Annotated in this window: 25 protein-coding genes and 2 riboswitches; of the genes, 13 read left to right on the top strand and 12 right to left on the bottom strand. The window is 66.5% G+C overall.

What is annotated here, in order from left to right:
* Positions 1-72 precede the first annotated feature (72 nt).
* The 6 genes from PD284_RS05565 (at position 73) to PD284_RS05540 (ending at position 4,719) form a co-directional block, all read left to right on the top strand.
* On the top strand, positions 73-345 hold the full coding sequence (locus PD284_RS05565) for a DUF4164 domain-containing protein (protein WP_274627223.1): 273 nt from the start codon (positions 73-75) through the stop codon (positions 343-345).
* A gap of 7 nt (positions 346-352) precedes the next feature.
* Positions 353-721, top strand: coding sequence for a cell division protein ZapA (locus tag PD284_RS05560; protein WP_274627222.1), 369 nt, complete (start codon positions 353-355; stop codon positions 719-721).
* A gap of 302 nt (positions 722-1,023) precedes the next feature.
* Entirely contained in the window at positions 1,024-1,632 is a 609-nt protein-coding gene (locus PD284_RS05555; protein ID WP_274627221.1) for a YkoF family thiamine/hydroxymethylpyrimidine-binding protein, read from the top strand.
* A 138-nt stretch (positions 1,633-1,770) separates the two neighbouring features.
* Positions 1,771-2,355: an ECF transporter S component gene (locus PD284_RS05550; RefSeq protein WP_274627220.1), complete on the top strand. Its 585-nt coding sequence runs from the start codon at positions 1,771-1,773 to the stop codon at positions 2,353-2,355.
* Positions 2,330-3,988, top strand: coding sequence for an ABC transporter ATP-binding protein (locus tag PD284_RS05545; RefSeq protein WP_274627219.1), 1,659 nt, complete (start codon positions 2,330-2,332; stop codon positions 3,986-3,988). Before PD284_RS05550 ends, PD284_RS05545 begins: the two co-directional genes overlap by 26 nt.
* Entirely contained in the window at positions 3,982-4,719 is a 738-nt protein-coding gene (locus PD284_RS05540; RefSeq protein WP_274627218.1) for an energy-coupling factor transporter transmembrane component T family protein, read from the top strand. The genes PD284_RS05545 and PD284_RS05540 overlap by 7 nt, the downstream gene beginning before the upstream one ends.
* Positions 4,720-4,786: 67 nt before the next feature.
* On the opposite strand, the gene PD284_RS05535 is transcribed toward PD284_RS05540, so the two are convergent.
* Positions 4,787-6,616 (bottom strand): ABC-F family ATP-binding cassette domain-containing protein, encoded by a 1,830-nt coding sequence (locus tag PD284_RS05535; protein ID WP_274627217.1) that lies wholly within the window; start codon positions 6,614-6,616, stop codon positions 4,787-4,789.
* A 3-nt stretch (positions 6,617-6,619) separates the two neighbouring features.
* The gene (locus PD284_RS05530; RefSeq protein ID WP_274627216.1) at positions 6,620-7,264 is read right to left on the bottom strand and encodes a thiamine diphosphokinase; all 645 of its coding nucleotides are present in this window, start codon (positions 7,262-7,264) and stop codon (positions 6,620-6,622) included.
* Between the two features lie 99 nt (positions 7,265-7,363).
* Positions 7,364-7,489: riboswitch (TPP riboswitch) on the top strand.
* 39 nt (positions 7,490-7,528) lie between these two features.
* On the opposite strand from PD284_RS05530, the gene thiB reads away from it, so the two are divergent.
* From thiB to PD284_RS05495, 7 genes are all read left to right on the top strand, one after another.
* Complete coding sequence (thiB, locus tag PD284_RS05525) at positions 7,529-8,530, top strand: thiamine ABC transporter substrate binding subunit (RefSeq protein ID WP_274627215.1); 1,002 nt, start codon at positions 7,529-7,531, stop codon at positions 8,528-8,530.
* A gap of 286 nt (positions 8,531-8,816) precedes the next feature.
* Positions 8,817-10,424 carry a thiamine/thiamine pyrophosphate ABC transporter permease gene (gene thiP / locus PD284_RS05520; RefSeq protein ID WP_274627214.1) on the top strand — a complete coding sequence of 536 codons (1,608 nt, stop codon included), beginning with the start codon at positions 8,817-8,819 and terminating at the stop codon, positions 10,422-10,424.
* Positions 10,421-11,149, top strand: coding sequence for a thiamine ABC transporter ATP-binding protein (thiQ, locus tag PD284_RS05515; protein WP_274627213.1), 729 nt, complete (start codon positions 10,421-10,423; stop codon positions 11,147-11,149). Before thiP ends, thiQ begins: the two co-directional genes overlap by 4 nt.
* A 178-nt stretch (positions 11,150-11,327) precedes the next feature.
* Entirely contained in the window at positions 11,328-12,785 is a 1,458-nt protein-coding gene (locus tag PD284_RS05510) for a M48 family metalloprotease (protein WP_411956252.1), read from the top strand.
* A 67-nt stretch (positions 12,786-12,852) separates the two neighbouring features.
* Positions 12,853-14,088: a putative DNA modification/repair radical SAM protein gene (locus PD284_RS05505; RefSeq protein WP_274627211.1), complete on the top strand. Its 1,236-nt coding sequence runs from the start codon at positions 12,853-12,855 to the stop codon at positions 14,086-14,088.
* Positions 14,085-15,557, top strand: a complete 1,473-nt coding sequence (locus tag PD284_RS05500) for a UdgX family uracil-DNA binding protein (RefSeq protein WP_274627210.1) — start codon at positions 14,085-14,087, stop codon at positions 15,555-15,557. The genes PD284_RS05505 and PD284_RS05500 overlap by 4 nt, the downstream gene beginning before the upstream one ends.
* Positions 15,558-15,633: 76 nt before the next feature.
* Positions 15,634-15,775, top strand: a riboswitch (FMN riboswitch).
* A 69-nt stretch (positions 15,776-15,844) separates the two neighbouring features.
* The gene (locus tag PD284_RS05495) at positions 15,845-16,279 is read left to right on the top strand and encodes a 6,7-dimethyl-8-ribityllumazine synthase (RefSeq protein ID WP_274627209.1); all 435 of its coding nucleotides are present in this window, start codon (positions 15,845-15,847) and stop codon (positions 16,277-16,279) included.
* Between the two features lie 30 nt (positions 16,280-16,309).
* On the opposite strand, the gene PD284_RS05490 is transcribed toward PD284_RS05495, so the two are convergent.
* From PD284_RS05490 to PD284_RS05445, 10 genes are all read right to left on the bottom strand, one after another.
* Complete coding sequence (locus PD284_RS05490) at positions 16,310-17,173, bottom strand: RNA polymerase factor sigma-32 (protein WP_274627208.1); 864 nt, start codon at positions 17,171-17,173, stop codon at positions 16,310-16,312.
* Between the two features lie 230 nt (positions 17,174-17,403).
* On the bottom strand, positions 17,404-17,808 hold the full coding sequence (locus tag PD284_RS05485) for a RidA family protein (protein WP_274627207.1): 405 nt from the start codon (positions 17,806-17,808) through the stop codon (positions 17,404-17,406).
* Between the two features lie 24 nt (positions 17,809-17,832).
* Positions 17,833-18,516 carry an ABC transporter ATP-binding protein gene (locus PD284_RS05480; RefSeq protein WP_411956179.1) on the bottom strand — a complete coding sequence of 228 codons (684 nt, stop codon included), beginning with the start codon at positions 18,514-18,516 and terminating at the stop codon, positions 17,833-17,835.
* On the bottom strand, positions 18,516-19,265 hold the full coding sequence (locus PD284_RS05475; protein ID WP_274627205.1) for an ABC transporter ATP-binding protein: 750 nt from the start codon (positions 19,263-19,265) through the stop codon (positions 18,516-18,518). The genes PD284_RS05480 and PD284_RS05475 overlap by 1 nt, the downstream gene beginning before the upstream one ends.
* Positions 19,258-20,238: a branched-chain amino acid ABC transporter permease gene (locus tag PD284_RS05470; RefSeq protein ID WP_274630548.1), complete on the bottom strand. Its 981-nt coding sequence runs from the start codon at positions 20,236-20,238 to the stop codon at positions 19,258-19,260. The genes PD284_RS05475 and PD284_RS05470 overlap by 8 nt, the downstream gene beginning before the upstream one ends.
* The gene (locus tag PD284_RS05465; RefSeq protein ID WP_274627204.1) at positions 20,238-21,158 is read right to left on the bottom strand and encodes a branched-chain amino acid ABC transporter permease; all 921 of its coding nucleotides are present in this window, start codon (positions 21,156-21,158) and stop codon (positions 20,238-20,240) included. Before PD284_RS05465 ends, PD284_RS05470 begins: the two co-directional genes overlap by 1 nt.
* Positions 21,159-21,323: 165 nt before the next feature.
* Entirely contained in the window at positions 21,324-22,466 is a 1,143-nt protein-coding gene (locus tag PD284_RS05460; RefSeq protein ID WP_274627203.1) for an ABC transporter substrate-binding protein, read from the bottom strand.
* A gap of 100 nt (positions 22,467-22,566) precedes the next feature.
* Positions 22,567-23,403: a tryptophan 2,3-dioxygenase gene (gene kynA / locus PD284_RS05455; RefSeq protein ID WP_274627202.1), complete on the bottom strand. Its 837-nt coding sequence runs from the start codon at positions 23,401-23,403 to the stop codon at positions 22,567-22,569.
* Positions 23,400-24,593, bottom strand: coding sequence for a kynureninase (kynU, locus tag PD284_RS05450; protein WP_274627201.1), 1,194 nt, complete (start codon positions 24,591-24,593; stop codon positions 23,400-23,402). Before kynU ends, kynA begins: the two co-directional genes overlap by 4 nt.
* Before the next feature lie 235 nt (positions 24,594-24,828).
* The gene (locus PD284_RS05445) at positions 24,829-26,451 is read right to left on the bottom strand and encodes an AMP-binding protein (RefSeq protein WP_274627200.1); all 1,623 of its coding nucleotides are present in this window, start codon (positions 26,449-26,451) and stop codon (positions 24,829-24,831) included.
* Position 26,452 lies beyond the last annotated feature (1 nt).

Below are 26,452 nucleotides of genomic sequence, written 5' to 3'. Positions count from 1 at the left end.
GCTGCCTAATGTTTTCCGTGTAACGCGTTCTGAACGCGGAGATTCCACGGCGGGCGGGTTGAGACGGAAACGATGACCGGCGAAACCACACTCAGGGAGGCCATTTCGCGCCTCACCAAGGCGATCGAAGGGCTGGAAAATGCCGTCGCCGCACGCCTCGAGCAGGAACAGGATTATTCCGAAGCCGAAGCCGAGGTGCAGCGGATGAATGCCGACCGCAGCCGACTGGCGCAGGAACTCGACAATTCTGAATCGCGCGCCGAGCGGCTCGAGGAGGCCAACAAGGAAGTCTCGCGAAGGCTGGTGACGGCGATGGAGACCATCCGCGCCGTGCTGGACAGGTAGGTGCGACATGGCGCAAGTCACGATTACCATCGACGCCAAGCAATATCGCATGGCCTGCGACGAGGGGCAGGAAGAGCACCTCATGGAGATGGGCCAGAAGTTTGACCGCTACGTCTCCTATCTCAAGAGCTCCTTCGGCGAGATCGGCGACCAGCGGCTGACAATCATGGCCGCCATCATGGTGATGGACGAACTCTCGGAGCTGCAGAAGCGGGTCAAGGGCATGGAGAGCGAGATCGGAACGCTGAGGAAGACGCGCGACGAGGCTCTTGTGAAAGCCGACAAGAACGACGCGGCGCTGACCGGGGCACTGACAGGCCTGGCGCAGCGCATGGAAACACTGGCGGAAGGCCTGGCGGTTCGCAAGGCGAACTAAGGCCGGCAGTTCCCAGCGACCGGCGTTCCGCTTTCCTCGACACGCTGCTCTCGCGCGTCCCTCCCCGGCGCGATCGGCATCCCCACGGCGGTTCCGGACGGGGATCCGTCCCCCGGGCTCGCTGCCGCGGCCGTCAACAGCCATTGTCCACAATTGATCCGCAGCGCCTTGCGCCGCGCCGATCGTTGATGCTAACGGCAGACATCCACAGGGGTGCTCCGTACCGTCGGGGCTGAGATGCGAGGCGGCAAGCCTTCAGACCCTAAAGCTGATCTGGGTAATGCCAGCGGAGCGAGGCGGTCATGTTTTCCGGCGCACAGATATCCCTTTATCCGATGTCCGACGATTTCGTGGACATCATCCTGAACGCCATCAAGGCGCTGGATCCCTACCGGGATTCGTTCCGCATCGAAACGGACGACCTGTCCACCCTGCTCGTCGGTCCGCCCGAACAGCTCTTTCCAGCGATGCGCGACCTTTTCGTCGCCGCCGCGGCGAGCGGCAGGCACTGCGTGCTGTCCGCCACGGTCTCGCGCGGCTGTCCCGGTGAACCCGACGATCCGATCTGCACGCCGGCGGAGCGGCCCGAGGTTCCCGCTCCGCTTGAGGAGCGGGTCGCGCTGGCCGTGCGGACGGCGGCGCAAGCGGCCGACACCGGCCAGGAAATCGCAGTCCAGTTCTCGTTCTACCCGCTCGGCCGGGGCCACCACATGGACGAGATCTACGGCTGCATCGACTTTCTGAAATCGTCCGGCGTGTTCGAACGATCGAAGAATTTCTGCACCAAGCTCAGGGGCGACGCAGGCCAGGTCTTCGCCACGCTGGAACAGGCGTTCCTGCGCTTCGGCTCGCCTGAAGGGCACGTCGCACTCGATCTGACCGTCTCGGCCAACAGCCCGACGCCCCGCTAGGGAGCCCCAGCGCGATCAAAATCGCACGGTTGCCTTAGCCTTTTGTTTTCGCATCACTTTTGCCGACAATCGGCATCCGCTCCTCGGCGCGATCATCCAGCGCCGAACCAATTCTTCTCAATTCCAGGCAGGAATGGCATGACCCGTCAAAACAGGTGGACCCTGCGCGAAACCATGATCGTCGCCGTGCTCGGCGCGGTGTTCGGCGCCCTCTATCTCGCCTGGGTGCAGGTCTGGCTTCTCGCCCAGGCGGTCTTCGGCCCGGTCACCATGGATGTGGTGATGGGCTTCTGGTTCGTCGCCTCCATTGTCGCTGCGGCGATCATCCGCAAGCCCGGCGTCGCCCTCGCAGCCGAGATGCTGACGGCGGCGGTCCAGATCATGCTCGGCAGCCCGGCCGGCCTGCTCCTCCTGGTCACGGGGGCGGTACAGGGCGCCGGTGCGGAGGTCGTGTTCGCGGCCACGCGCTGGCGGAACTATCGCCTTCCGGTCCTGCTGGCGGCCGGCGTCGGAGCGGCGGTGTTTTCCTTCATCTACACCTGGATCCGCTTCGACTATGGCGCACTTGCGCCCGGCCTTCTCGTCACCATGTTCGTGCTGCGCTGCCTGAGCGGCGCCTTGCTGGGCGGATGGCTTGGTCATGTGATCGTCCAGGGCCTCTACGGCACAGGCGTCCTCTCCGGCCTGGCGATAGACCATGACCGGCGAACCGCGCGCCGCTGACCGCGCCGCCCTGGCAGAATGGGACGAGGTTGCGGTCCGCTACCCCTATGCGAAGGAAGCGGCCGTCGGACCCGTCCGGCTCGCCATCGGGCGCGGCGAGCGGGTGCTGCTCCTGGGCGCATCGGGATCGGGAAAGTCGACCCTCCTGATGACGCTGACGGGTCTGATGCCCGTCAGCATCCCCGCGGAGGTAGCGGGTTACACACGTCTGCGCGGAGAGCCGGTCTCCAACCGCAGCCCTGCCGGCTGGGCCGATACGGTCGCGCATCTGTTCCAGGACGCGGACAGGACGCTCTGCGGAATGCGGGTCGAGGACGAGATCGCCTTCGCCTTGGAAAACGCCGCACTTCCGGAAGCCTGCATCCAGGCGAAGATCCTCGAGGCCATGCATCTCGTCGGATTGCCGCAGGAGTGGCGGAGCCGCCGCAGCACCACACTGTCGGGAGGCGAACGGCAGCTCGTCGCGCTGGCCGCGGCCCTCGCACAGGAAGCGCCGCTGCTGGTCGCCGACGAACCCACCGCGCATCTCGCGCCCGCGGCCGCCGCGCAGCTCTACCGGCTTCTGCTGGACAACAGACGGATGGAAGCCGCTCTCATCGTCGACCATCGTCTCGACGGATTGATCGGCGTCATCAACCGTGTCGCGGTATTGGGCGACGACGGCCGGATCGTCGCCCAGGGTCCCCCGGCGGCGCTGTTTCGGGAACAGCGCGAGCGCCTGGACGCCCTGGGTGTCTGGCGTCCCCTTGCCAGCCATCTCGATGCCGAACTGTCGCAGGCCGGGCTGGCGCCTGCCGAGCCGCCGCTCAGCATTGACGCCGTGCTGCGTCACCTCGAAGATCTGCCGCCGGAAGAACGGAGCCGCGCGCGGGACGCCCTCGCAAGCTTCGCCAGCGCGCGACGGGCCGCGCCGCCAGCATCGCACGGACGCACCGTGGCGCGGCTGACGGAGGCCGACTGCGCGCCTTTCCTGGGGCCGACCGTCCTTCGCAAGGTGAACCTCGAAATTCGCGAAGGCGAGGTGCTCGGCCTTCTCGGCGCCAACGGCGCCGGCAAAACGACGCTCGGCGGAAGCCTCGCGGGCCTGCTTCGATTGAAGGGCGGCAGTCGCGATGGCGCGGCCGGCGCAATCGCGCTGCAGAAGCCAGAGCACCACTTCACCGCCGCCAGCGTCAGGGAGGAGCTTTCCACCTGGCTAAAGGCCGATGCGCTTCGCCTGGGGGAGATCCTTGCCCGGTGGGGTCTCGACGGTCTGGAGGAGCGCCACCCCGCCGAACTGTCGCAAGGGCAGAAGCGGCGGCTGGCGCTGGCGTGCCTGACGTCGAGCAGCCGGTGGCCGCTCCTCGTCCTCGACGAGCCGTTCGCCGGCCTCGATGCGAGAGGCGCGGAGACGGTTTTCGACCACATCGAGGCCCTCGCCGCGGAAGGACGTGCGGTCGCGCTGATCACCCATGACATGGATCTGGCGCTGCGCCTTTGCTCACGCTCCATCGTGCTCGGCGAGAACGGGATCCTGGCGGAAGGTCCGACGGCCGAACTCCTGACAAACGCCGATCTCGTGGCAAGGGCGGGGCTGGCCGAGCCGGCCATCGCGCCGGTCCTGCGCTGGCTGAAGGGGACAGCCGCATGCTGAAGACGCTGCATCCGCTCGCCAAGCTGGTCGTCTGCCTCGTGTGGGTCGCGGCATCCGTCCTGATCTTCGACGCGCGCTTTCAGCTGGCGACCATTGTCATCGTGGTGCTCCTGCTCCTCGTTGTGGAGCGTTTTTCGCTGGCTCTGATCCTGGCCCTGATGTTGCCGTTCGCGCTGTTCGGATTCGGCTTCCTGACCACCAGCGTCCTTTTCCGGCAAGACGGCGGCTTCGCGCTTCAGATGGCGGCCGAGTCGGTGTTGGCCTCGCCGGCATTTTCCGCCGGCATCACGCTTTTCCTGCGGGCGATCGCGTGCGGGATGATCTCGGCGCTGTTCGCGCTGACCACCGACCCTGGAGCGTTTGTGCGGTCGCTGATGGCCAGTTGGCGGCTTCCGCCCCAGATTGCCTATGCCCTCTTTTCAGCCATGCAGCTCGTGCCGGACCTTGCCGCCGAAGTGCAGCAGATGCGGCTGGCGCGCGCCATGAAGCTCGGAAAAGCCCCAAGACGGATCCCCGGGCCCATCGAACTGTCCGGTCTGCTCATCCCGCTTCTGGCCTATGCCATCAGGCGCGCCGGAAGGACTGCGATCGCGATGGAGGCGCGGGGTCTCGAACCCGGATCGCCGCGCACCGTCATGGGTGCGCCGAAACTCGGTCGAAGAGACATCGTAATGACCGCGCTTGCCGCTGCCCTGCTCGTTCTCTGCATCATGAGCATCCGGCCCGCCTGACCCGGAGCCATATCACCGGGGACAAATTTGCCCCGCTGGCCGAGGGCGCAGCAAAACTGCCACCCAACTACCCCTCAAGCTCTTCCCTGAGCATCTCCAGTTCCAGCCACTCCTCCTCCATCGTGGCGAGGGTGGCGCGTTCCTTGTCGAGCATGGCGATGCTCTGGCCAAAGCCCTTGGGGTCGCGTTCGTAGAATTTTGGATCGGCAAGCCTGTCTTCCAGCGCCGAGATCGCAGCGGAGACACCTTCCATCTTGCCCGGCAGCGATTCCAGCGCGAACTTCTGCTTGTAGGAGAGCTTTTTGGCCGGGGCCTTCTGGGTGTCCGCTGCGGACGCGGCGCCGCTCGTCGACCCGCTACCGTTGCCGGACGACGCCACCTTGGCCGCCTTGCGGTCTTCCAGCTTCTTGCCGCCGCGCTGCGCCAGCATGTCGGCGTAGCCGCCCGCATATTCGAGCCAGCGGCCGTTGTCTTCCGGCGCGATGATCGACGTGACGGTGCGGTCGAGGAAATCGCGGTCGTGGCTGACCAGCAGCACCGTGCCGGCGTAACCCGCGACCAGTTCCTGCAGCAGGTCCAGCGTCTCCATGTCGAGGTCGTTGGTGGGCTCGTCCAGCACCAGGAGGTTAGACGGCCGCGCCAGGATGCGGGCAAGGATGAGCCGCGCGCGCTCGCCCCCCGACAGCTCGCGAACCGGCGTGCGCGCCTGCTCGGGCTTGAACAGGAAGTCCTTCATGTAGGAGACGACGTGGCGCTCCTCGCCGTTGACCACCACCGTTTCACCGCGGCCGTCGGTCAGGAAGTGCGCCAGCGACTCCTCCGGATCGAGCGCGGCCCGCTTCTGGTCGAGCGTGGCGATCTCCAGGTTGACGCCGAGCCGGACCTTGCCGGCGTCGGGCGCCAGCTCGCCGGTGAGCATCTTCAGGAGCGTGGTCTTGCCGGCGCCGTTCGGCCCGACGAGGCCGATGCGGTCGCCACGCTGGATGCGCGTAGAAAAGCCCTTCACGACGACCTGGTCGCCATAGGCCTTGTCGATGTTCTTCGCCTCGATGACCAGCTTGCCGGATTCGGCCGCCTCGGAAGCGACCATCGTCGCCACGCCCTCGGCGCCGCGATGGCTGCGGTGCTTCTGGCGCATCGCGTGCAGCTCGCCCAGACGACGCATGTTGCGCTTGCGCCGCGCGGTGACGCCGTAGCGCAGCCAATGCTCCTCGCGCACGATCTGGCGGCCGAGCTTCTGCTGGTCGCGCTCCTCCTCCTCCAGCATCTTGTCGCGCCACTCCTCGAAATGCGCGAAGCCGCGATCGAGTCGCGCCGTCTCGCCGCGGTCGAGCCAAACGGTCGCCTTCGAGACGCGCTCCAGGAAACGGCGGTCGTGCGAAATCAGGATGACGGCCGACGAGGTGCGGATCAGTTCCTCTTCCAGCCACTCGATGACGGCGAGGTCGAGATGGTTGGTCGGCTCGTCGAGGAGCAGGATGTCGGGCTCCGGCGCCATGACCTTGGCGAGCGCGGCGCGCCTGGCCTCGCCGCCGGAGAGGTCGGACGGCTTTTCGTCGCCGGTCAGGCCGAGATGCTCCATGAGGTAGGTGGCGCGGTGCGGATCGTCGGCGGGGCCGAGCCCTACCTCGACATAGGCGCGCACGGTCGCGAAGCCGTCCATGTCGGGCACCTGCGGGAGGTAGCGGATGGTCGCCGACGGATGGCGGAACACCTCGCCGTCGGTCGGCTCGACCAGCCCGGCGGCGATCTTGAGGAGGGTGGACTTGCCCGACCCGTTGCGGCCGACCAGTGCGATCCGATCGCCGGGGGAGACAGACAGGTTTGCGCCCTGCAGCAGCGGCGTACCGCCGAAGGTGAGGCGGATGTCGTCGAGTTTCAGGAGAGGCGGCGCCATGGCTCAGGCCCCCTCGGCGGGAAACGGATGTGCGATCAGCATGGCGCGGCCTGAGCGGAGTTCGATCTCGAGTCTCCCCTGGATCTGGTTGGATATGGTGAGCGACGAACCGAGCGGCACCTCGACGTCATGGAGCGGCCATTTGGCCCCCCGCACCGTCAGGCCCGAGAGCGGCGTGAAGCCGACGACGGAAAACAGCGTCGCGTCGGCGAAGTCAAAGGCCGTTCCGCCGAGCGAAAGCGGGCGACCTTCCTGCGAGCCGCTGCTGAGGATGACTTCCATCCCCTTCTCCGCGATGCGCATCGCAAGCGCCAGGTGGAGGAAGGCATGGTCGGCCCGGCTGCCGCCGAAAGCGCCGGCGAGCACGAGCGACGTCGCGCCCTCCCGTACTGCGGTCGCGACCGCCAGTTCGCCGTCGGTCATATCCTTCTCGGCGGGGAACACCTCGCGCGGCACGTCGGGATAGGCGCGTTCGAGAAGCGCCGTGGCGGAATCGAAATCGCCGACCCAGAGTTCCGGGCTGAGGCCGAGCGCGCGGGCATGGCGCATGCCGGAATCGGCCGCGATGACGCGCGTCTGCGCGACCTGCGCGAGAAGGCGCGGCGTCGTGACCAGATCGCCACCGAGGAGAAGCGTGAAACGGCTCATGCCGCGCCTCTATACGAGGTCGCGCGAAAGCGAAAGGCAGCCATGCGCGCGGGCCATGCGCCGGGCGTTGCACGGGCGCAGCGTTCGGTCTAGTTTGGCCGCGCTCTAACGGGGTGCCGTGCGCGGTGACGCGCACAGGCTGAGAGGCAAGGGAACGAGAGTTCCTGCCAACCCGCTGAACCTGATCCGGCTCGTACCGGCGGAGGGATTAGACGCTTCATCCGGCGCCAATTCCCTTTCAACCTTGAACTGAGGAGGCCTCGGATGCGCATACTCTCTATTCTCGCGGCGACCAGCGCGCTGGTCGGCCTGACCGCGGCCGCCCGGGCGCAGGACACGCTCACCGTCTACACCTATGACAGCTTCACCTCCGAATGGGGCCCTGGGCCGCAGGTGGAGAAGGCCTTCGAGGCGGAGTGCGGCTGCGACATCAAGTTCGTCTCGGTGGCCGACGGCGTGGCCCTGCTCAACCGCATCAAGCTGGAGGGCGCCTCAACGAAGGCCGACATCGTGCTGGGGCTGGACACCAACCTGACCGCCGAGGCGCAGGCGACCGGACTGTTCGCACCGTCCGATATCGACCTCGCCAACGTCAACGTGCCGGGCGGCTGGACCGACAAGACCTTCGTTCCGTTCGACTACGGCTACTTCGCCGTCGTTTACGACACCGAGACGGTGAAGACGCCGCCGGCGAGCCTCAAGGAGCTGGTCGATGGCGATCCGTCGCAGAAGATCGTGATCCAGGATCCGCGCACGTCGACGCCGGGGCTCGGCCTGCTGCTGTGGGTCAAGTCCGTCTATGGCGACAAGGCCGGAGAGGCCTGGGAGAAGCTGCGCGGCCGCGTGCTGACGGTGACGCCCGGCTGGAGCGAGGCCTATGGCCTGTTCACCAAGGGCGAAGCGCCGATGGTGCTCTCCTACACGACTTCGCCGGCCTACCACATGGTTGCCGAGAGCACGGACCGCTACCAGGCGGCAGCCTTCTCCGACGGGCACTACCTTCAGGTCGAGGTGGCCGGGACGACCGTCAACGGCGCCAAGAACCCGCTGTCAGCAAAGTTCCTGGCGTTCATGACCGGACCCGGTTTCCAGGACGCCATCCCCGAGACCAACTGGATGCTGCCGGCAGGCAAGACGGACAAGCCGCTGAACCCGGCCTTCGACCGGTTGGTGAAGCCCGCCAAGACGCTGGCCTTCACGCCGGAAGAGGTGGCGAAGAACCGCAAGGCCTGGGTGGACGAGTGGCTTTCCGTGATGAGCGAGTGAGCACACCGCTGCTCGCTGCGCTGATGCTCCGGCACACCTCTCCGTTCTATCGAACACTTCCCTCTCCAACGGAGAAACGGAACTGGGCTGACGCAGAGGAGGCCACGTCCCCCTCTCCGCCTCGCTGCGCTCGGCACCTCTCCCCCGCGATGCGGGGGCGAGGATGGGCGCCAGGCTTGCGGCCGTCGATCCTCTCCCCTCACGGAGTGGGGGAGAGGTGTCGCGCGAAGCGCGACGGAGAGGGGGGCATCCAGGAGGCCGTCCGCCTGACGTTTGAGCCGCTCCAATGCTGAACCGCGCCCATTCGACGGCCCGCATCGCCCCCGGTATCGCAGCCCTCGCGGCCATCACGCTCCTGATCGGCGGCGCGTTTGCGGGCCTTCTCCTGGAAGGCGCGCGGGACTGGGCCGGGGCCGCTGCGGCGTTCGACGGCTATATGCTGCGGGTGGCGCGCTTCACCCTGCTGCAGGCAGTGCTTTCGACGCTGTTCGCGGTGACGCCGGCGATCCTGGTGGCGCGGGCGCTTTCCCGGCATCCCAGCTTCCCGGGACGGGGTCTCATCCTGAAGCTGTTTGCCGTTCCCTTGGCGCTCCCGGCGATCGTGGCGGCGATGGGCGTGCTGGCGCTGCTGGGGCGCGCGGGATACCTCGCGCCGGTCTTCTCCGCCGCGACCGGCAGCACGTGGCCGGGCATCTACGGCCTGTCGGGCATCCTCGTCGCCCACGTGTTCTTCAACCTGCCGCTGGCGACGCGACTGCTCGTCGAGGCGCTGGACACGGTGCCCGCCGACCAGTGGCGGCTGGCAAGCCAGCTCGGCATGGATGCGCGCGCATCGTTCCGGCTGATCGAATGGCCGGTGCTGCGCGCCGCGCTGCCCGGCGTGGCCGGCCTGGTCTTCATGCTGTGCATCACCTCCTTCACCATCGTGCTGACGCTGGGCGGCGGCCCGGCCGCATCGACGCTCGAGGTGGCGATCTACCAGGCGCTTCGGTTCGACTTCGATCCGGCGCGCGCGGTGACGCTCACGCTGGCGCAGATCGCCATGACGCTGGCGGTGGTGGCGGTGCTGATGCGGCTTGGCGCAAATGTTACGGGGGATGCCAACCTGGCCGTCGCGCGGCGAAGCTTCGTCACCGTCAAGACGCCTGAGCGCGTGTTCAACACGGTGGCGATCCTGCTGGCGCTGGTGTTCGTCGCCGGACCGATGGCGGCGATCGTCGCCTCGGGGCTGGAGGCCGATCTCGGCCGGCTGCTCGCCGAACCCGCATTCCACCGGGCCGCGCTGACCAGCGTCGTGCTGGCCCTGCTCTCGGCCAGCCTCGCCGCGTCGATGGCCTGGGCGCTGGCCGCATCACGACGTGCTGCCGCCGGCGGACGCCTCCCCCTGCTCGAACGGCTGTTCGATACCGGCGCCAGCTTCGTGCTGGTCGTGCCGCCGATCGTCATCGGGGCCGGCTGGTTCATCCTGATCCGGCACGTCGCCGACGTCTTCGCGATCGCGCCGGTGATGGTGGTTGCGGTGAACGCGGTGATGGCCATGCCCTTTGCGCTGCGTGCGGTGCGGCCGGCTCATGATGCCGCGGCCGGGCGGCACGAGCGGCTGTGCGCCTCGCTGGGAATCTCCGGCTGGAACCGGCTGCGCCTGATCGATTGGCCGGTGCTCAGGCGGCCGCTGGCGACCGCCCTCGCCTTCGCCATGGCGCTGTCGCTCGGCGACCTCGGCGTCATCGCCCTGTTCGGCAGCGACGCGGTGAAGACCTTGCCCTATCTGCTGTTCGAGCGCATGGGCAGCTACCGTACGGCCGACGCGGCCGGGCTGGCGCTTCTGCTTGGGGCGCTCTGCCTGGCGCTGATCCTCGCCGCGGACTGGCTTGGCAGGAGAGAGGAACGATGACGGGCGGGCTTCCGATCACCCTGGAAAAGGTCGTCTTCGGCTACGGCGAACAGAAATTCCGCTTCGACGTCGCCATCGAGGCCGGTGCGATGACGGCGCTGATGGGGCCGAGCGGTTCGGGCAAGTCGACGCTGCTCAACCTCGTTGCCGGCTTCGAGACGCCGGAATCGGGTGCGGTCCGCATCGGCGGCGAGGACGTGACGACGCTTCCGCCAGCCTCGCGGCCGGTGTCCATGGTGTTCCAGGAGAACAACCTGTTCGGCCACCTCACGGTCGAGAAGAACGTCGGGCTCGGCCGGTCGCCCTCTCTCACCCTCACCGCCCCCGACCGCGCCGCGATATCAGATGCGCTCGCCCGCGTCGGCCTTGCCGGCAAGGAGAAGCGACTGCCGCGCGAGCTCTCCGGCGGCGAGCGCCAAAGGGTGGCGCTGGCGCGTGTGCTCGTGCGGGACCGCCCCGTCCTGCTGCTCGACGAGCCCTTCGCGTCGCTGGGACCGGCACTGCGCGGCGACATGCTGGAGTTGCTTTCGGACCTTCACGCAGAACGGCGCATGACCGTTGTATTTGTGACACACCACCCCGACGATGCGCGAAGAATTGCCGAAAACCTCATCTTCCTCGGGGATGGCAACGTATCTGCGGCCGGAAAGGCGGAAGATTTTTTCTCCGACAAGGCTCCGGAAAGCTTTCGCGACTACATCGGTGATGGCAGCACAGCGTCATGAGCACCACATATTGCCCGGTTGCAGACATAATTCCTCGTCACATGGCATGACGTTAGGACAATTTCTGTTCGCCGCGCGTTCGTGGTAGGTTCCCGCGACGCATTGCCCTGACGCGAAGGAGAAGGCTCTGTCGAGCTTGTGCATGAAGACGCCTGCAGTTTCGAGCGTAGCACGGCGCATGCCGCGCGGCGCGCTGCTTGTCGCGCTTGCGCTCTCGCTCGCCGGTTGCCAGTCCGCCGTCGATCAGATCAACGCGCAGGCCTTCCAGCCCTCCGACAACCCGGTCACCGTCGACACGGTGAGCCGGAACGACCGCATGGCCGAGCTCGCCAGGGCGCAGCATCCGCGCATCCTGGCGACCTATGGCGGCGAGTACTCCGACCCCAAGCTTGAACGGATGGTGGCGAAGGTCGTCGGCAGCCTGACGCTGGAGACCGACAACCCGACGCAGACCTACCGCATCACCATCCTTAACTCGCCCAACGTGAACGCCTTCGCGCTGCCGGGCGGCTATCTCTATGTCACCCGCGGGCTCTTGGCGCTCGCCAACGATTCGGCCGAGCTTGCCGCGGTGATCGCCCACGAGATGGGCCATGTCACCGCCAACCACGGGCAGGCGCGGCAGCGCAAGGAGGCCGAGGAAGGCCTGGCGACGCGCGTGGTGTCCGACGTGCTGGCGGACAGCCCGTCGGCCAAGCTGGCGCTGGTGCGCGGCAAGCTGCGCCTGGCGCAGTTTTCGCGCAACCAGGAACTCGAGGCCGACACCATCGGCATCCGCACCTCGGGGCGCGCCGGCTACGATCCCTTCGCCGCGTCGCGCTTCCTGCAGTCGATGTCGGCCTATACGGATTTCCGATCGGTAAGCGGCGCCACCGACCCCAGCCTCGACTTCCTGGCGAGCCATCCCAACGCGCCGCAGCGCATTGAACTGGCGTTGCGGCATGCGCGCTCGTTCGGCGCGCCCGGCGTCGGCGCGCGCGACCGCGACTCCTTCCTGGCAGGCATCGACGGGCTGCTCTTCGGCGACACGCCCGAGGAAGGCTACGTGCGCGGCAACACCTTCCTGCATCCGAAGCTCGGCATCTCCTTCTCGGTGCCGCCGGGCTTCGCAATCGACAACAGCGCGACCGCAGTGACGGCGACGGGCCCGGGCGAGACCGCCGTGCGCTTCGATGGCGTCGAGCTCAATCCGCGCACACCGCTGACGACCTACGTCCGCAGCGGCTGGGTGGCCGGCCTCGATCCGGCCAGCGTGCGCGCGGTGACGATCAACGGCAACGAAGCGGCCGTCGCGAGCGCGCGCGCGGAGGGGTGGCAGTTCGATATTGCCGTGATCCGTGCCGGCGACCAGGTTTACCGCTTGCTGACCGCAGCGCCGGCGGCTAGCACCGGGCTCGACCAGATCGCCCGCGCCGTGAGCGGCTCGTTCCGCATGCTCTCGGCACGGGAGAAGGCGGCGCTGAAGCCGCTGCGGATCAAGGTGGTGACGGTAAAGCCCGGCCAGACCGTGGCTTCGCTTTCGGCGGGCATGGTGGGCGTCGACAAAAAACTCGACCTTTTCCGCGTCATCAACGCGCTCGGTCCGGGCGCGACGGTCTCGGTCGGCGACAAGGTCAAGATCATCACCGATCAGTGACCGCGTTTATCGAGCGGGACTAACAAATTTAGTAGCGGCAGGGCTTTGCGGAACATATCATGAACGCATGGCCGCGCTTTCCACACGCGAAAAGCTCGCGATCCTATCCGACGCCGCGAAATACGATGCATCCTGCGCATCTTCGGGCACGGATCGGCGCGACTCGGTAAAATCCAGGGGCATCGGCTCGACCGAAGGCATTGGCATCTGCCATGCCTATGCGCCGGACGGGCGCTGCATCTCCCTGTTGAAGATACTGCTCACCAATTTCTGCATTTACGACTGCTCCTACTGCATAAATCGGTCATCGTCGAACACGCGCCGCGCCCGCTTCACGACCGAAGAGGTCGTTCGCCTCACGATCGAGTTCTACAAGCGCAACTACATCGAGGGCCTGTTTCTCTCCTCCGGCGTCGTCCGATCGCCCGACGAGACGATGAGCGAGATGGTCGAGGTCGCGCGCCGATTGCGCGAGGAGGAGAACTTCGCGGGCTACATTCACCTGAAGACCATTCCAGAATGCGCGTCCGACCTGTTGGAGAAGGCGGGCAAATATGCAGACCGGCTGTCGATCAATATTGAACTGCCGACCGACGAGGGCGTGAAACGATTTGCGCCGGAAAAGCGACCGGAGACGATCCGCCTTTCCATGGCGTCGCTGCGCCAGAAGATGGAAGAGAAATCCGAACCCACGCTGAAGACGAAAAAACGTCAGCGCTTCGCGCCCGGCGGGCAGTCAACGCAGGTGATTGTCGGCGCCGACTCGACATCGGACGACGGCATATTGCGCACCAGCTCGCGGCTCTACGGCAGCTATCAGTTGCGGCGGGTCTATTACTCCGCTTTCAGCCCCATCCCCGACGCCTCCTCGGCGCTGCCGCTGAAGAGACCGCCGCTGATGCGCGAGCATCGGCTTTATCAAGCCGACTGGCTGATGCGCTTCTACGGTTTCCTGCAGCCCGAGATATTGGCCGGCACGCCCGATGGCATGCTCGATCTCGACATCGACCCGAAGCTCTCCTGGGCGCTACGCAACCGCGGGCGCTTTCCGGTCGACGTCAACCGGGCGCACCGCGAAGACCTGCTGCGCGTGCCGGGCCTGGGCACACGCGCGGTGACGCGCATCCTGGACACGCGCCCGCACGCACGACTGAGGCTCGCCGATGTCGGCCGCATCTGCCGGTCGATCGCCACGGTGCGGCCCTTCATCGTTGCGGCGGACTGGTCGCCCGGCTGCCTGCTCGATGCCGAGCGTTTGCGCCAGAAGCTCGCGCCGCCTCCCCGACAGCTGAGCCTGCTGTGACCGCCGCCCCGCAGCTCTCGCTGGCGCGCTTCACCGTTGCCCTGAAGTCCGACATCGATTTCGCCAGCTGGCGGGACGCAGCGCGACGGCTGGTGCTGAATGGCGCAAGGCCCGAGGATGTCGCCTGGACGGTCGATCCAGTTCGCGCGGCAGAGCTCGCGGCGTCTCTGCCGGCGATTCCTGCCGGCGCGGTGCTCAACGTGCCCCGCAGCTTCGTCGAGCGGGCGGAAGCCGTGTTCTGCCACTCCGATCCCGCCCGGTTTGGTTTTCTCTACCAGTTGCTGTGGCGGCTCACCCGGAAACCGGAGTTGATGCAGATCGCCTCCGATCCCGAGGTGAGACGTTTCGAGGCCATGGACAAGGCGGTGCGCCGCGACATCCACAAGATGCGCGCCTTCGTGCGCTTCCGGCGCATCAAAGACGGGAGCGGCGAGCACTATGTCGCCTGGTTCGAGCCAGACCATTTCATCCTGGAGCGCAATGCGGAGTTCTTCGTACGACGTTTCACCGGCATGCACTGGGCAATCCTGATACCCTATGCCTCGGCGACCTGGGACGGCGAGACGCTCGCCTTCGGGCCGGGCGCCAGCCGGGCAAGCGCGCCGCGCGAGGACGATGCCGAAGAGCTCTGGAAGACCTACTTCAGGTCGATCTTCAATCCCGCCCGCTTGAAGGTGAAGGCGATGCAGGCGGAGATGCCCAGAAAATATTGGCGGAACCTTCCGGAGGCGACGCTCATTCCTGGCATGATCGCAGGCGCGGACCAGGCCGCTCGAGAGATGATCGCCAGAACACCGACACAAGCTCCAACCCGCCACGAAAAGATCCAGGCGCGACATTGGAAGCGCGAGGAGACGGACAGGGGGGATGGCGCCGATGCGGCCACGATTACCGCACTACGGGAAGCAGCGAAGGGTTGCCGGCGCTGTCCGCTCTGGCGAGACGCCACGCAGACCGTCTTCGGCGAAGGTCCGGATAGCGCGAAATGGATTTTCGTCGGAGAGCAGCCGGGCGATCAGGAGGATCTGGCGGGAAAGCCATTCGTCGGGCCGGCTGGCCGCGTGTTCGATTCCATCCTGGACGACGCCGAGATCGACCGCACAAAGGTCTACGTCACCAACGCGGTGAAGCATTTCAAGTTCGAGCCGCGCGGGAAACGGCGCATTCACAGCAAGCCCAACGCAGGCGAGATCCAGGCCTGCCGCTGGTGGCTGGACAGGGAACTGGACCTGATCAAGCCGGACCTGGTGGTCGCGCTCGGCGCCACGGCGGCCCAGTCTCTGCTTGGCAAGTCGGTGCCGGTGACCAAGCATCGCGGGGAGGTGATCGAGCGCGAGGACGGGTTGAGGGTGTTCATCACCATCCATCCCTCCTACATCCTGCGCATCCGCGATCCCGACGACAAGCAGGCCGAACGGGAGCGTTTTCTGGCCGACATGCGCAAGGTGCGTAAGCTGGCCGCGCACTAGCTGGCCTGACGTTTACAATCCTGCATAGCCGCTCCGCTGGCATCTTGCGCTGCACCGCAGCCCTGCCTATGTTCCCGCCCGTTCTCGGGGCGGGGCGAAATTCCCCACCGGCGGTATGCGGCAGACGCCGCGAGCCCGCGAGCGCCTTCATCGAAGGGTCAGCAGATCAGGTGAGATGCCTGAGCCGACGGTCACAGTCCGGATGAGAGAGAACGTGTCCACGCGGCGTCAGCCGTGGAGGGCGCGTGATCGCCTTGGGGAATGTGTCCGTCGCAAGGAGATCAAAGTTGACACAGACCCGCTATGCTTTCGTCAAGGCAAACTGGCACGCCGACATCGTGGATCGCGCGCTGGAAGGTTTTTGCCAGGTCATCCCGGCCAGTGAGGTGGATGTCTTCGACGTCCCCGGCGCATTCGAGCTGCCGCTCGTTGCCCGCGACCTCGCCGCCAGCGGCCGCTACAAGGCGGTCGCGGCCGCGGCCTTCGTCGTCGACGGCGGCATCTATCGCCACGAATTCGTGGCCCAGGCGGTGGTCGACGGCCTGATGCGCGCAGGGCTCGACACCGGCGTGCCGGTCCTGTCGGTATCGCTGACGCCCCACCACTACCAGGAAACGGAGCACCACGCCGAGATCTACCGGGCGCACTTCATCAAGAAGGGCCAGGAGGCCGCGCAGGCGGCCCTGATGATTGCCAGGACGCGCGCTGCCTTGGCCGCGTGAAGGTCAGCGATGGCGTGGCGAGTTGCCTCGCTACGCCGCCGCGTAATAGGCGATGTCCGGATTAGCCCGCAACAGCGCGGTCTTCAGCTTCTCCAGCGCCCGCGTCTCGATCTGGCGCACGCGCTCCTTCGAGATGCCGAGCCGCGCGCCGAGCGCTTCAAGCGTGGCGCCTTCATCCTGCAGCCGGCGCTCGCGAATGATCCGCAGCTCGCGTTCGTTGAGCACGCAGAGCGCGTTGTTCAGCCAGCCAGCCCGCCGCTCGAGATCGATCAGGTCTTCCACCACCTCGTCCGGCAGAGGCTCGTCGGCGACGAGGTAGTCCATGCGGTCGCTGCCCGTCGCCTCGTCGCTCACCGGCGCGTTCAGTGAGGAGTCCGGACTGGAGAGCCGGGCGTCCATCACGGCCACGTCGCCTTCCGATACGCCGAGCGTGGCTGCGATCTGCTTGTAGACCTCGGCGTTGGAAAGCACTTCCGAGCCCTGAGCCAGACGCGCCCTGAGCCTGCGCAGATTGAAGAAGAGCGCCTTCTGCGTCGAACTGGTGCCGCCGCGCACGATCGACCAGTTGCGCAGGATGTAGTCCTGGATCGAAGCGCGGATCCACCACGAGGCATAGGTCGAGAAGCGCACCTCCCGCTCCGGTTCGAACCTCGCCGCTGCCTCGAGCAAGCCGACGTGACCCTCCTGGATCAGGTCACCCATCGGCAGTCCGAAATGGCGAAACCTGCCGGCCATAGCAATGACGAGGCGCATGTGCGCCACCGTGATGCGGTGGAGCGCCTGCTGATCGCGGCGCTCCTTCCAGCGCAACGCCAGTTCCTGCTCCTCCTGCCTGTCGAGATAGGGCGCCTTCATCGCGGCGCGGATCAACGCGCGTCTGGCCGTCTCTTCCATTGTCCTGCGCTCCCGCGGCGGCGGGCTTGATTGCCCGTCTGAGGTCTCGCCTCTTTACGAACCGTCGCGGCGCGCTATGTGATCGGCATCCACTGGCGGGTGCGATCGGCAAGCCGCGAGCGGCAAGTGACGACCGTACCTAACGCCCGGCGCGGACATTTGTTCCCGTCGGTGAACACGGGTTGCATGGCGTCGGGTGGGGATGTCGGGGATACTGCCTGAGAACGGGGCTAGGGAAGGACGGCGGTCGCCTCGATCTCGACCTTGGCCGCATCCTCGATCAGCGCCACGACCTGCATGACGCTCATCGTCGGAAAATTGCGGCCCATCACCTCGCGGTAGGCCGCGCCCAGCTCCTTGAGTCCTTCCAGATACTCCTTCTTGCTGGTGACGAACCAGGTAAGGCGAACGATGTGCTCGGGGCCGCCGCCGGCTTCCGCAAGGATCGCAAGGATGTTCTGCAGCGCCTGCCTCGTCTGGCCGACGAAGTCATCGGTCTCGAAGACCTGCTCCGCATTCCAGCCGATCTGTCCGCCGAGAAAGACGACCCGCCCGGAATCGGTGGCGATGCCGTTGGAATAGCCTCTGGCGGGTTTCCAGTGGGAGGGCTGGAGAATTTGATGGGGTGCAGACATTGGCGTCTCCATGGTTCGACGGCGTCAAACGCCGAGATAGCGATCCTGTATATCAGGGGTGAGGTCGTCAGGCGTTCCGGACCAGACCGTCCGGCCCTTTTCAAGGATGAAGGCGCGGTCGGCGACCGGCAGCAGTTCTGACAGTGTCTTGTCGACCACGAGGATCGACTGACCGCGACCCTTGAGGGCCCTTATGGCCGCCCAGATGTCGTGCCGGATAACGGGCGCCAGCCCTTCCGTCGCCTCGTCGAGGATCAGCAGTTTGGGGTTGGTCATCAGCGCCCGCCCGATCGCCAGCATCTGCTGCTCGCCGCCTGACAGGGTGTTGGCGTATTGCCCGGCGCGCTCGCCGAGCCTGGGGAAGAGCTGCTGAACCGCATCAAGCGTCCAGCCGGATCCGCGCGCCGCCGCGACAAGATTCTCATGCACGGTGAGGTTGGGGAAGCAGCGCCGGCCTTCCGGTACCAGGCCTATGCCCAGCCGCGCGACGCGATATGCGGGTCGCCCGGCGATCTCGGCGCCGTCGAATCGCACGCTGCCCCGGCGCGGCCTCAGCAGACCGAGCACGGAACCGATCGTCGTCGTCTTGCCCATGCCGTTGCGGCCCATCAGGGCGACGACCTCGCCCTGGGCGACGGCGAGGTCGACACCGAACAGCGCCTGCGAGTGGCCGTAGGACGTTTCGAGACCAGAAACCTCAAGCAGCATCAACCCTGCTCCCCGAGATAGGCGCGACGCACCTCCGGGTCGCGCCGGACTTCATCGACGGTGCCGGTGGCGATCACGCGGCCGTACACCAGAACCGAGATGCGGTCGGCCAGCGCGAACACAGCGTCCATGTCGTGCTCGACCAGCAGGATCGGCGCCTCCTGCCGCAGGCCGTCGAGAAGCCCCGTCAGCTCCTTCGAGCCCTCCGGTCCCATGCCGGCCATCGGCTCGTCGAAGAGGAAAGCCTGCGAGCCGAGCGCCAGCGCGATCGCGATCTCGAGCTTCCGGCGCTCGCCGTGCGACATGTCGCCGGCCGGCACCCGCGCACGCTCGGCGATGCCGACACGGCGGAGCGCCGCCATGGCCGGCTCCGTGAGCGAACTGTCGCCCATGACCGGCCGCAGGAAGCGGAAGCTGCCGCCCTGCCGGGACTGGACCGCCAGCATGACGTTGCGCAGCGCGGAGAACTCGAGCGCCAGCGACGAGATCTGGAAGGAGCGGCCGAGCCCCTTGCGAGCCCGCTGGGCAAGCCCGAGGTCATTCATCCGCTCGCCGCGGAACATGATGTCGCCGCTGTCGGGCTTCAGCGAGCCGGAAATCTGGTGGATCAGCGTCGTCTTGCCGGCCCCGTTCGGGCCGATCAGCGCATGGATCTCCCCCGCCCGCAGGTCCAGGCTCACATTGTCGGTCGCCTTCAGCGCGCCGAACGTCTTGCGCAGGTCGCGCACCGAGAGGATCGGATCAGCCATGGCGCGCCTTTCCGGCGAGCAGGCCGACGATGCCGCCGCGCGCGAAGAGCACCACGCCGAGCAGGATCAGGCCCAGGAAGAACTGCCAATGCTCCGTGAGGCCGCCCAGCATGAACTCGATCAGCACGTAGAGGATCGCGCCGGCCACGGGACCGAACAGCCGGCCGACGCCGCCGAGGATGATCAGCACGATCAGCTCGCCCGACATGTGCCAGGACAGCATCGACGGGCTTACGAAGCGGTTTAGGTCGGCGAACAGCGCACCGGCGACGGCGGTGATCATCGCGGAGATGACGAAGGCGGTGAGGCGAACCGGAAACGGCGCGATGCCGACAGCCGCGAGCCGCGTCTCGTTCTGCCGCGCAGCCTGGAGTGCGGCCCCGAAACGCGAGTTGCGGATCAGCGCGAAGAGCAGGATCGCCACCAGAAGGACGACGTAGCAGACGAGGAAGAAGTTCAACGGGACCGCTGTGTTGACGCCGGGCAGCACCGTGCGGCCGGAGAGCGAAAGGCCGTCTTCGCCGCCATAGGCCGGCCAGGAGATCGCGAAGTAGTAGATCATCTGGGCGAAGGCGAGCGTGATCATGATGAAGTAGACGCCCGACGTGCGCAGGCTGATCGCGCCGATGGCCAGCGCGACGACCCCCGCCACGGCTGCCGCGACCAGCCAGATCACCAGGGCGCTCTCGCTGCCCGGGATCTCCACCGGCCAGGTGAGAAGCGGCTGCATGTAGAGCGCGTGCGAGGCAAGGATGCCGGCCGCATAGCCGCCGATGCCGAAGAAGGCGGCGTGGCCGAAGGAGACCAGTCCACCGAGCCCAAGCGCCAGGTTCAGACCCGTTGCCGCCAGTGCCAGGATCGCCATGCGCGTCGCCAGCGTGACGTAGAAAGGCTGCTCCAGCGCCAGCGCGCCGAGCGCGATGGCCAGCGGAAGAACCGCAAGGACGATGTTGAGGAGTGCAGCGCGCGTCATCATGTGTTCGCCGCAAAGAGCCCGCGCGGGCGGAAGGCCAGGATGAAAGCCATGACGATGTAGATCAGCATGGAGGCGATGGCCGCGCCCACCGTCATGCCGGCGGCAGGCCCCATCACCAGCGCGAAGAGTTTTGGCAGCAGGAAGCGTCCGAGCGTATCGGTGAGCCCGACCAGCACCGCGCCGAACAGCGCGCCCTTGATCGAGCCGATGCCGCCGATGACGATGACCACGAAGGCGAGGATCAGCACTGGCTCGCCCATGCCGACCTGCACCGACTGGAGCGCGCCCACCATGGCGCCGGCGAGCCCCGCGAGCGCTGCGCCGAGCGCGAAGACAAGCGTGTAGAGGCTGGCGATGTCGACGCCCAGCGCGCCGATCATCTCGCGGTCGGACTGGCCGGCGCGGATGCGCATGCCGAGGCGCGTCTTCGAGATGAGGACGTAGAGACCGAGTGCGACGAGGATGCCGGCGGCGATGATGGCGAGGCGATAGAGCGGATAGTTGGCCCCGCCCGGCAGCGGCACCGCGCCCGCAAGCAGCGGCGGAATGTCGAGATAGAGCGGGAACGAGCCGAACAGCCAGCGCGTGCCCTCCGAAAAGATCAGGATGAGCGCGAAGGTGGCCAGCACCTGATCGAGATGGTCGCGCGCGTAGAGCCGGCGGATGACCAGCATCTCGACGATCGCGCCCGCAGCCGCGGCCGCCACGAGACTGGCGGCCAGGCCAAGCCAGAACGATCCGGTCCAGGCGGCGACAGCCGCGCAGGCGAACGCGCCGACCATATAAAGCGAGCCGTGGGCGAGGTTGATCAGGCCCATGACGCCGAAGATCAGGGTGAGCCCCGCCGCCATCAGGAACAGCATGACGCCGAACTGAAGTCCGTTGAGGAGCTGTTCTATGAGGAGGGCTGTGGACAAACGGAACCTTGTGACAGTGAGCGCTGCAGTGACGACCCCTCTCCCCGTTCACGGGGAGAGGGTAAGGGTGAGGGGCTAGGGAACCATTGGAAGCGGACCCGCCGGTGCCGGCGCAGCCCCTCATCCGCCTGCCGGCGCCTTCTCCCCGCAAGCGGGAGAAGGACGCTACTTCAGCGGACAATCCTTGGCGTAGGCGTCGGTATGGTCGGTGAACGCCGTGCCGACGATCTTGTTGGTCAGCACGTCGCCCTCCTTGATCACCTCGCGCACGTAGATGTCCTGGATCGGGTGGTTGTTGGTGTTGAACTTGAACTTTCCGCGAACCGACTCGAACTGGGCTTCCTTGAGCGCAGCACGGAAGGCGGCTGCATCCTTGACGCTCGCCTTGGATGCAGCGGAGACGATCAGGTTCGCAGTGTCGTAGGCTTGCGCGGCATAGATCGACGGCAGGCGGTTGTAGGCCTTCTGGAACTCCTCGACGAACTTCTTGTTCGCCGCATTGTCCAAGTCCTTCGACCATGAGGCCGAGTTCTTGGCCCCGAGCGCTGCGTCGCCGATGGCGCCGAGAACGTCCTGGCTGAAGGAGAAGCCGGGGCCCATCAGCGGAATGCCGACGCCCGACTGCGCGTACTGCTTCACGAAGGCGATGCCCATGCCGCCGGGCAGGAAGAAGAACACGGACTCCGCTCCGGAATCGCGGATCTGAGCGATCTCGGCGGCATAGTCGGTCTGGCCGAGCTTGGTGTAGACCTCGCCGGCCAGCTCACCCTTGTAGAAGCGCTTGAAGCCGTTGAGCGAATCCGTGCCGGCCGGATAGTTCGGCGCCAGGATGAACATCTTCTTCAGGCCCTGGCTGGTGGCGTACTGCCCCATCGCCTCATGGAAGTTGTCGTTCTGGTAGGCGACGTTGAAGTAGTTCTCGTTGCACTTCGCGCCCGCCAGAGGCGAGGGTCCGGCGTTCACCGACAGGTAGAATTTCCCCTGCGCGACGGCATTCGGCACGACAGCCATGGCGAGGTTCGACCAGATGATGCCGGTCAGGATGTCGACCTGGTCGGACTGGATCATCTTGTCGGCGATCTGCACGGCGAGTTCCGGCTTCATCGCGTCGTCCTCGGTGACGACGGTGATGTCCTTGTTGCCGGCGAGCTTGATCGCCAGGTCGAAGCCGTCACGCGCGTCGACGCCAAGTCCCGCGCCGCCGCCGGACAGCGTCGTGATCATGCCGATCTTGACGGGCTCGGCGAAGGCCGGTGCGGCAAGCGCAATCGCCAGACCCGCGACAGTCGCGGCAAGAAGTCTTCTCATGTCGTTTCTCCCATTGTGATTTCCGTGAACCCGCAAACATGCAGATCGCGGTTTGTTTTAAAAGGGTTGATTGCAACCTCTGGCTCAGAAAACGGCTCCCCTACAACTCCGTCCTCAGGTTCCAAAGCTCCGGGAACAGCACCACCTCCAGCATCTTGCGCAGGTAGGAGACGCCGGCGGTGCCGCCGGTACCCCGCTTCAGGCCGATGATGCGTTCCACGGTGGTCACGTGGTTGAAGCGCCAGCGCCTAAAATAGTCCTCGAAGTCGACCAGCTTCTCGGCCAGCTCGTAGAGTTCCCAGTGATGGACGGGATCGCGATAGATCTCGCGCCACGCGCCTCGCACGGCATCGTTTTCGGCGCGCGTCCCGCGCCATTCGGTGCGGCCGGCGTCCGCCCCGATGTCGAAGCCGTTGCGCGCCAGCAGCATCAGCGCCTCGTCGTAGAGGCTGGGCTCGGCGAGGATCGCCTCCAGCTTCTCGATCACCTCCGGCACGTGCTCGTGCGGCTTCAGCATGGCGAGGTTGCGGTTGCCGGCCATGAACTCGATGGCGCGGTACTGTCCGGACTGGAATCCGGAAGACTGGCCGAGCGCGCCGCGGAACTCGGTGTATTCGCTGGGCGTCATGGTGCGCAGCACGTCCCAGGCGTTGTTCAGCTGCTCGAAGATGCGGGCGACGCGGGTCAGCATCTTGAAGGCCGGCTGCAGCCGGTCCTCGCCAATCGCCTTTTTCGCGGAGCGGATCTCGTGGATGGCGAGCTTCATCCAGAGCTCGGACGTCTGGTGCTGAATGATGAACAGGAGCTCGTCATGCGCGGTGGACAGCGGCTCCTGCGCATTCAGGATCTTCTCGAGATGCAGATAGTCCGCATAGGACATGCGGCCCTCGAACGACATCTGCGCGCCTTCGGAGGCGGGATTGTAGGGTGTGTTCATGTCACCGCTGCCTTGCGCTTGAACTCGGCCCGGTCCCACAGCCGGTTGGCCATGATGTCGGCGAGGATGTCGACGGCCCCCAGGACCTCCTTCTCGCTGATGTAGAGGGGCGTGAAGCCGAAGCGGATGGCGTCGGGCGCGCGAAAATCGCCGATGACGCCGCAGGCGATCAGCGCCTGCATGATGGCGTAGCCCTCGGGATGCCGGAACGACACCTGGCTGCCGCGCCTGCTACCGTCGCGCGGCGTGTTCAGCACGAGGTCCGGGCAACGCGCCTCGACCTCGCGGATAAACAGGTCGCAGAGCGCGATCGACTGCCTGCGCACATCGGCCATGTCGACGCCGTCCCAGGCGTCGAGCGCCGCATCGAGCGCCGCCAGCCCGATCACCGGCGGTGTGCCGCAGCGCATGCGGTCGATGCCGCCGCCCGGCCGGTAGTCGAGGTCGAAGGCGAAGGGCGCTTCGTGGCCGAGCCAGCCGGACAGCACGGGCCGCGCCGTCTCCAGATGTTTTGGCGCGACATAGATGAAGGCTGGCCCGCCGGGCCCGCCGTTCAGGTACTTGTAGGTGCATCCGACGGCGAAATCGGCCTCGGCGCCCGCAAGATCGACCGGCAGCGCCCCGGCCGAATGGGCGAGGTCCCAGACCGTCAGCGCGCCCGCAGCATGGGCCTTGGCGGTCAGCGCCTTCATGTCGTGCAGGCGTCCGGTGCGGTAGTCGACCTCGGTCAGCATCAGCACGGCGACGCCGTCGTCAATCGCCGCCTCGACCTCCTCCGGCTCGACGATCTTCAGCTCATGCCCCTTGTCGAGCGATTTCAGCAGTCCCTGCGCGATGTAGAGGTCGGACGGGAAATTGCCGCTGTCGGACAGCACCACCTTGCGGCCCGGATTGAGCTCCAGCGCCGAGGCCAGTGCCTGGTGCACCTTGATCGACAGAGTGTCGCCCATGACGACGGTGCCCGCCGGCGCGCCGATCAGCCTGCCGATTCGGTCCCCTGTCACGCGCGGCTGCATGAACCAGCCGGCGCTGTTCCATCCTTTTATCAGCTGCTCGCCCCATTCGGCGGTCAGCATATTGGCGACACGCTGCTTGGCCGCGATCGGCAGTGGGCCCAGCGAGTTGCCGTCGAGGTAGATGACGCCCTCGGGAATGTGGAAAAGGGTGCGGGTGCGGGAAAAGTCGGTCATCGTCCGCATACCCTGGCGCCTGTCCGCGGAAATGGCTGAGCGGGCAAATACCCCCTCTCCGTCGCGCTTCGCGCGACACCTCTCCCCCACTTCGTGAGGGGAGAGGATGGGCGTCCAGCTTGGCTCCCATCCTCTCCCTCCGGAACGGGGGGAGAGGTGTCGAGCCCGAAGGGCGAGACGGAGAGGGGGCCGTTCCAGGTGAGGCGAGCCGGCGAGCTCAGATCAACGGGGCACTTCACTTCGCCCCCTCCTTCAGCCTGAACCGCTGGATCTTCCCCGTCTGCGTCTTCGGCAGGGCGGCGGTGAAAATGACCGAGCGCGGATACTTGTAGGGGGCGATTGTCGCCTTGACGTGGTCCTGCAGAAGCTTCTTCGTCAGGTCGCCCGGCTCTGCGCCCTCGACCAGCACGACATGTGCCTCGACGATCTGGCCGCGCTCGCCGTCCGTCACCCCGATCACGGCGCATTCCTTGACCTGCGGATGGGACAGCAGGGCGGCCTCCACCTCGGGGCCGGCGATGTTGTAGCCGGCGGAGACGATCATGTCGTCCGAGCGCGCGGCAAAGTGGAAGCGGCCGTCGGCGTCCTGGACAAAACTGTCGCCGGTGAGGTTCCAGCCGTTGCGGACATAGGCGCGCTGGCGGTCGTCGGCGAGATAGCGGCAGCCGGTGGGGCCACGTACAGCAAGCCTGCCGATCTCGCCGCGCGGCAGCTCGCTCATGTCCTCGTCGACGATGACCGCCTCGTATCCCGTCACCGGCCTGCCGGTCGACGCCGGTGCGCGGTCGTCAAAGCGGTTGGAGATGAAGATGTGCAGCATCTCGGTGGCGCCGATGCCGTCGAGGATCGGCTTGCCGGTCTTCCTCGTCCAGTCCTCGTAAACGGGCGCCGGCAGCGTCTCGCCAGCCGACACGGCGACGCGCAGCGACGAGAGGTCGGCGCCCTGGTCCATCGCCGCCAGCATGGCGCGGTAGGCGGTCGGTGCGGTGAAGCTGACAGTCGCGTGATAGGTCTCGATGATCTCGACCATGTTCGGTGGCGTCGCCTGTTCGAGCAGCGTCGCCGCCGCGCCGAAGCGCAGCGGGAAGATCGCCAGGCCGCCGAGCCCGAAGGTGAAGGCGAGCGGCGGCGAGCCGACGAAAACGTCATCCGGCGTGACCTTCAGCACTTCCTTGGCGTAGGCGTCCGCGATGATCAGCAGGTCGCGGTGGAAATGCATGGTCGCCTTCGGCACGCCGGTGGTGCCGGAGGTGAAGCCGAGCAGGGCGACGTCGTCGCGACTGGTCTTCACCGCGTCGAACTTCACCGGCTTGTTGAGGGCGATGCGGTCGAGCTCGGCGTCGTGGTTGGCGGTGCCGTCGAAGCCGACCACCGCCTTCAGGAACCTGCTGTCCTTGGCGCAGGCGACCAGTTCGTCCTTGATGCGCGTGTCGCAGAGCGCCAGGCTGATCTCCGCCTTGTCGACGATCTTGGTCAGTTCGCCGGCGCGCAGCATCGGCATGGTGTTGACGACGACAGCGCCTGCCTTTGTCGCGGCCAGCCAGCAGGCCACCATGGCCGGATTGTTGGCGGAGCGGATCAGCACACGGTTGCCCGGCTTGACGCCATAGTCCTCCACCAGCGCGTGGGCGAGGCGGTTGGTCCAGTCGGACAGCTCCTTGTAGGTCCGCCGCCGCCCGTTGCCGATCAGCGCAGTGTTGTCGCCAAAACCCTGCTCGACCAGCCGGTCGGTCAGTTCGACGCCGACATTGAGGGTTTCCGGATAGTCGAACCCGTCGAGCAGGAAGACCGGCCACTCGCTCTGAGGCGGCAGGTTGTCGCGAGCGAAAGTGTCGGTGTGGGCGCTGGCTGAAAGCATC

This window comes from Mesorhizobium shangrilense (assembly GCF_028826155.1).
GTDB classification, from domain to species: Bacteria; Pseudomonadota; Alphaproteobacteria; order Rhizobiales; family Rhizobiaceae; genus Arvimicrobium; species Arvimicrobium flavum.
The sequence above is the reverse complement of the archived record's forward strand: the minus strand, read 5'-3'. Positions and strand labels throughout refer to the sequence as shown.

Coding starts and splice junctions, on each gene's coding strand:
- PD284_RS05445 (WP_274627200.1), bottom strand. CDS start 26,451: ATGCTTTCAGCCAGCGCCCACACCGACACTTTCGCTCGCGACAACCTG.
- thiB (WP_274627215.1), top strand. CDS start 7,529: ATGCGCATACTCTCTATTCTCGCGGCGACCAGCGCGCTGGTCGGCCTG.
- thiQ (WP_274627213.1), top strand. CDS start 10,421: ATGACGGGCGGGCTTCCGATCACCCTGGAAAAGGTCGTCTTCGGCTAC.
- PD284_RS05530 (WP_274627216.1), bottom strand. CDS start 7,264: ATGAGCCGTTTCACGCTTCTCCTCGGTGGCGATCTGGTCACGACGCCG.
- PD284_RS05545 (WP_274627219.1), top strand. CDS start 2,330: ATGACCGGCGAACCGCGCGCCGCTGACCGCGCCGCCCTGGCAGAATGG.
- PD284_RS05480 (WP_411956179.1), bottom strand. CDS start 18,516: ATGCTGCTTGAGGTTTCTGGTCTCGAAACGTCCTACGGCCACTCGCAG.
- PD284_RS05535 (WP_274627217.1), bottom strand. CDS start 6,616: ATGGCGCCGCCTCTCCTGAAACTCGACGACATCCGCCTCACCTTCGGC.
- thiP (WP_274627214.1), top strand. CDS start 8,817: ATGCTGAACCGCGCCCATTCGACGGCCCGCATCGCCCCCGGTATCGCA.
- PD284_RS05490 (WP_274627208.1), bottom strand. CDS start 17,173: ATGGAAGAGACGGCCAGACGCGCGTTGATCCGCGCCGCGATGAAGGCG.
- kynA (WP_274627202.1), bottom strand. CDS start 23,403: ATGAACACACCCTACAATCCCGCCTCCGAAGGCGCGCAGATGTCGTTC.
- PD284_RS05510 (WP_411956252.1), top strand. CDS start 11,328: ATGCCGCGCGGCGCGCTGCTTGTCGCGCTTGCGCTCTCGCTCGCCGGT.
- PD284_RS05470 (WP_274630548.1), bottom strand. CDS start 20,238: ATGACGCGCGCTGCACTCCTCAACATCGTCCTTGCGGTTCTTCCGCTG.
- PD284_RS05460 (WP_274627203.1), bottom strand. CDS start 22,466: ATGAGAAGACTTCTTGCCGCGACTGTCGCGGGTCTGGCGATTGCGCTT.
- PD284_RS05555 (WP_274627221.1), top strand. CDS start 1,024: ATGTTTTCCGGCGCACAGATATCCCTTTATCCGATGTCCGACGATTTC.
- PD284_RS05485 (WP_274627207.1), bottom strand. CDS start 17,808: ATGTCTGCACCCCATCAAATTCTCCAGCCCTCCCACTGGAAACCCGCC.
- PD284_RS05550 (WP_274627220.1), top strand. CDS start 1,771: ATGACCCGTCAAAACAGGTGGACCCTGCGCGAAACCATGATCGTCGCC.
- PD284_RS05475 (WP_274627205.1), bottom strand. CDS start 19,265: ATGGCTGATCCGATCCTCTCGGTGCGCGACCTGCGCAAGACGTTCGGC.
- PD284_RS05565 (WP_274627223.1), top strand. CDS start 73: ATGACCGGCGAAACCACACTCAGGGAGGCCATTTCGCGCCTCACCAAG.
- PD284_RS05560 (WP_274627222.1), top strand. CDS start 353: ATGGCGCAAGTCACGATTACCATCGACGCCAAGCAATATCGCATGGCC.
- PD284_RS05505 (WP_274627211.1), top strand. CDS start 12,853: ATGGCCGCGCTTTCCACACGCGAAAAGCTCGCGATCCTATCCGACGCC.
- PD284_RS05540 (WP_274627218.1), top strand. CDS start 3,982: ATGCTGAAGACGCTGCATCCGCTCGCCAAGCTGGTCGTCTGCCTCGTG.
- kynU (WP_274627201.1), bottom strand. CDS start 24,593: ATGACCGACTTTTCCCGCACCCGCACCCTTTTCCACATTCCCGAGGGC.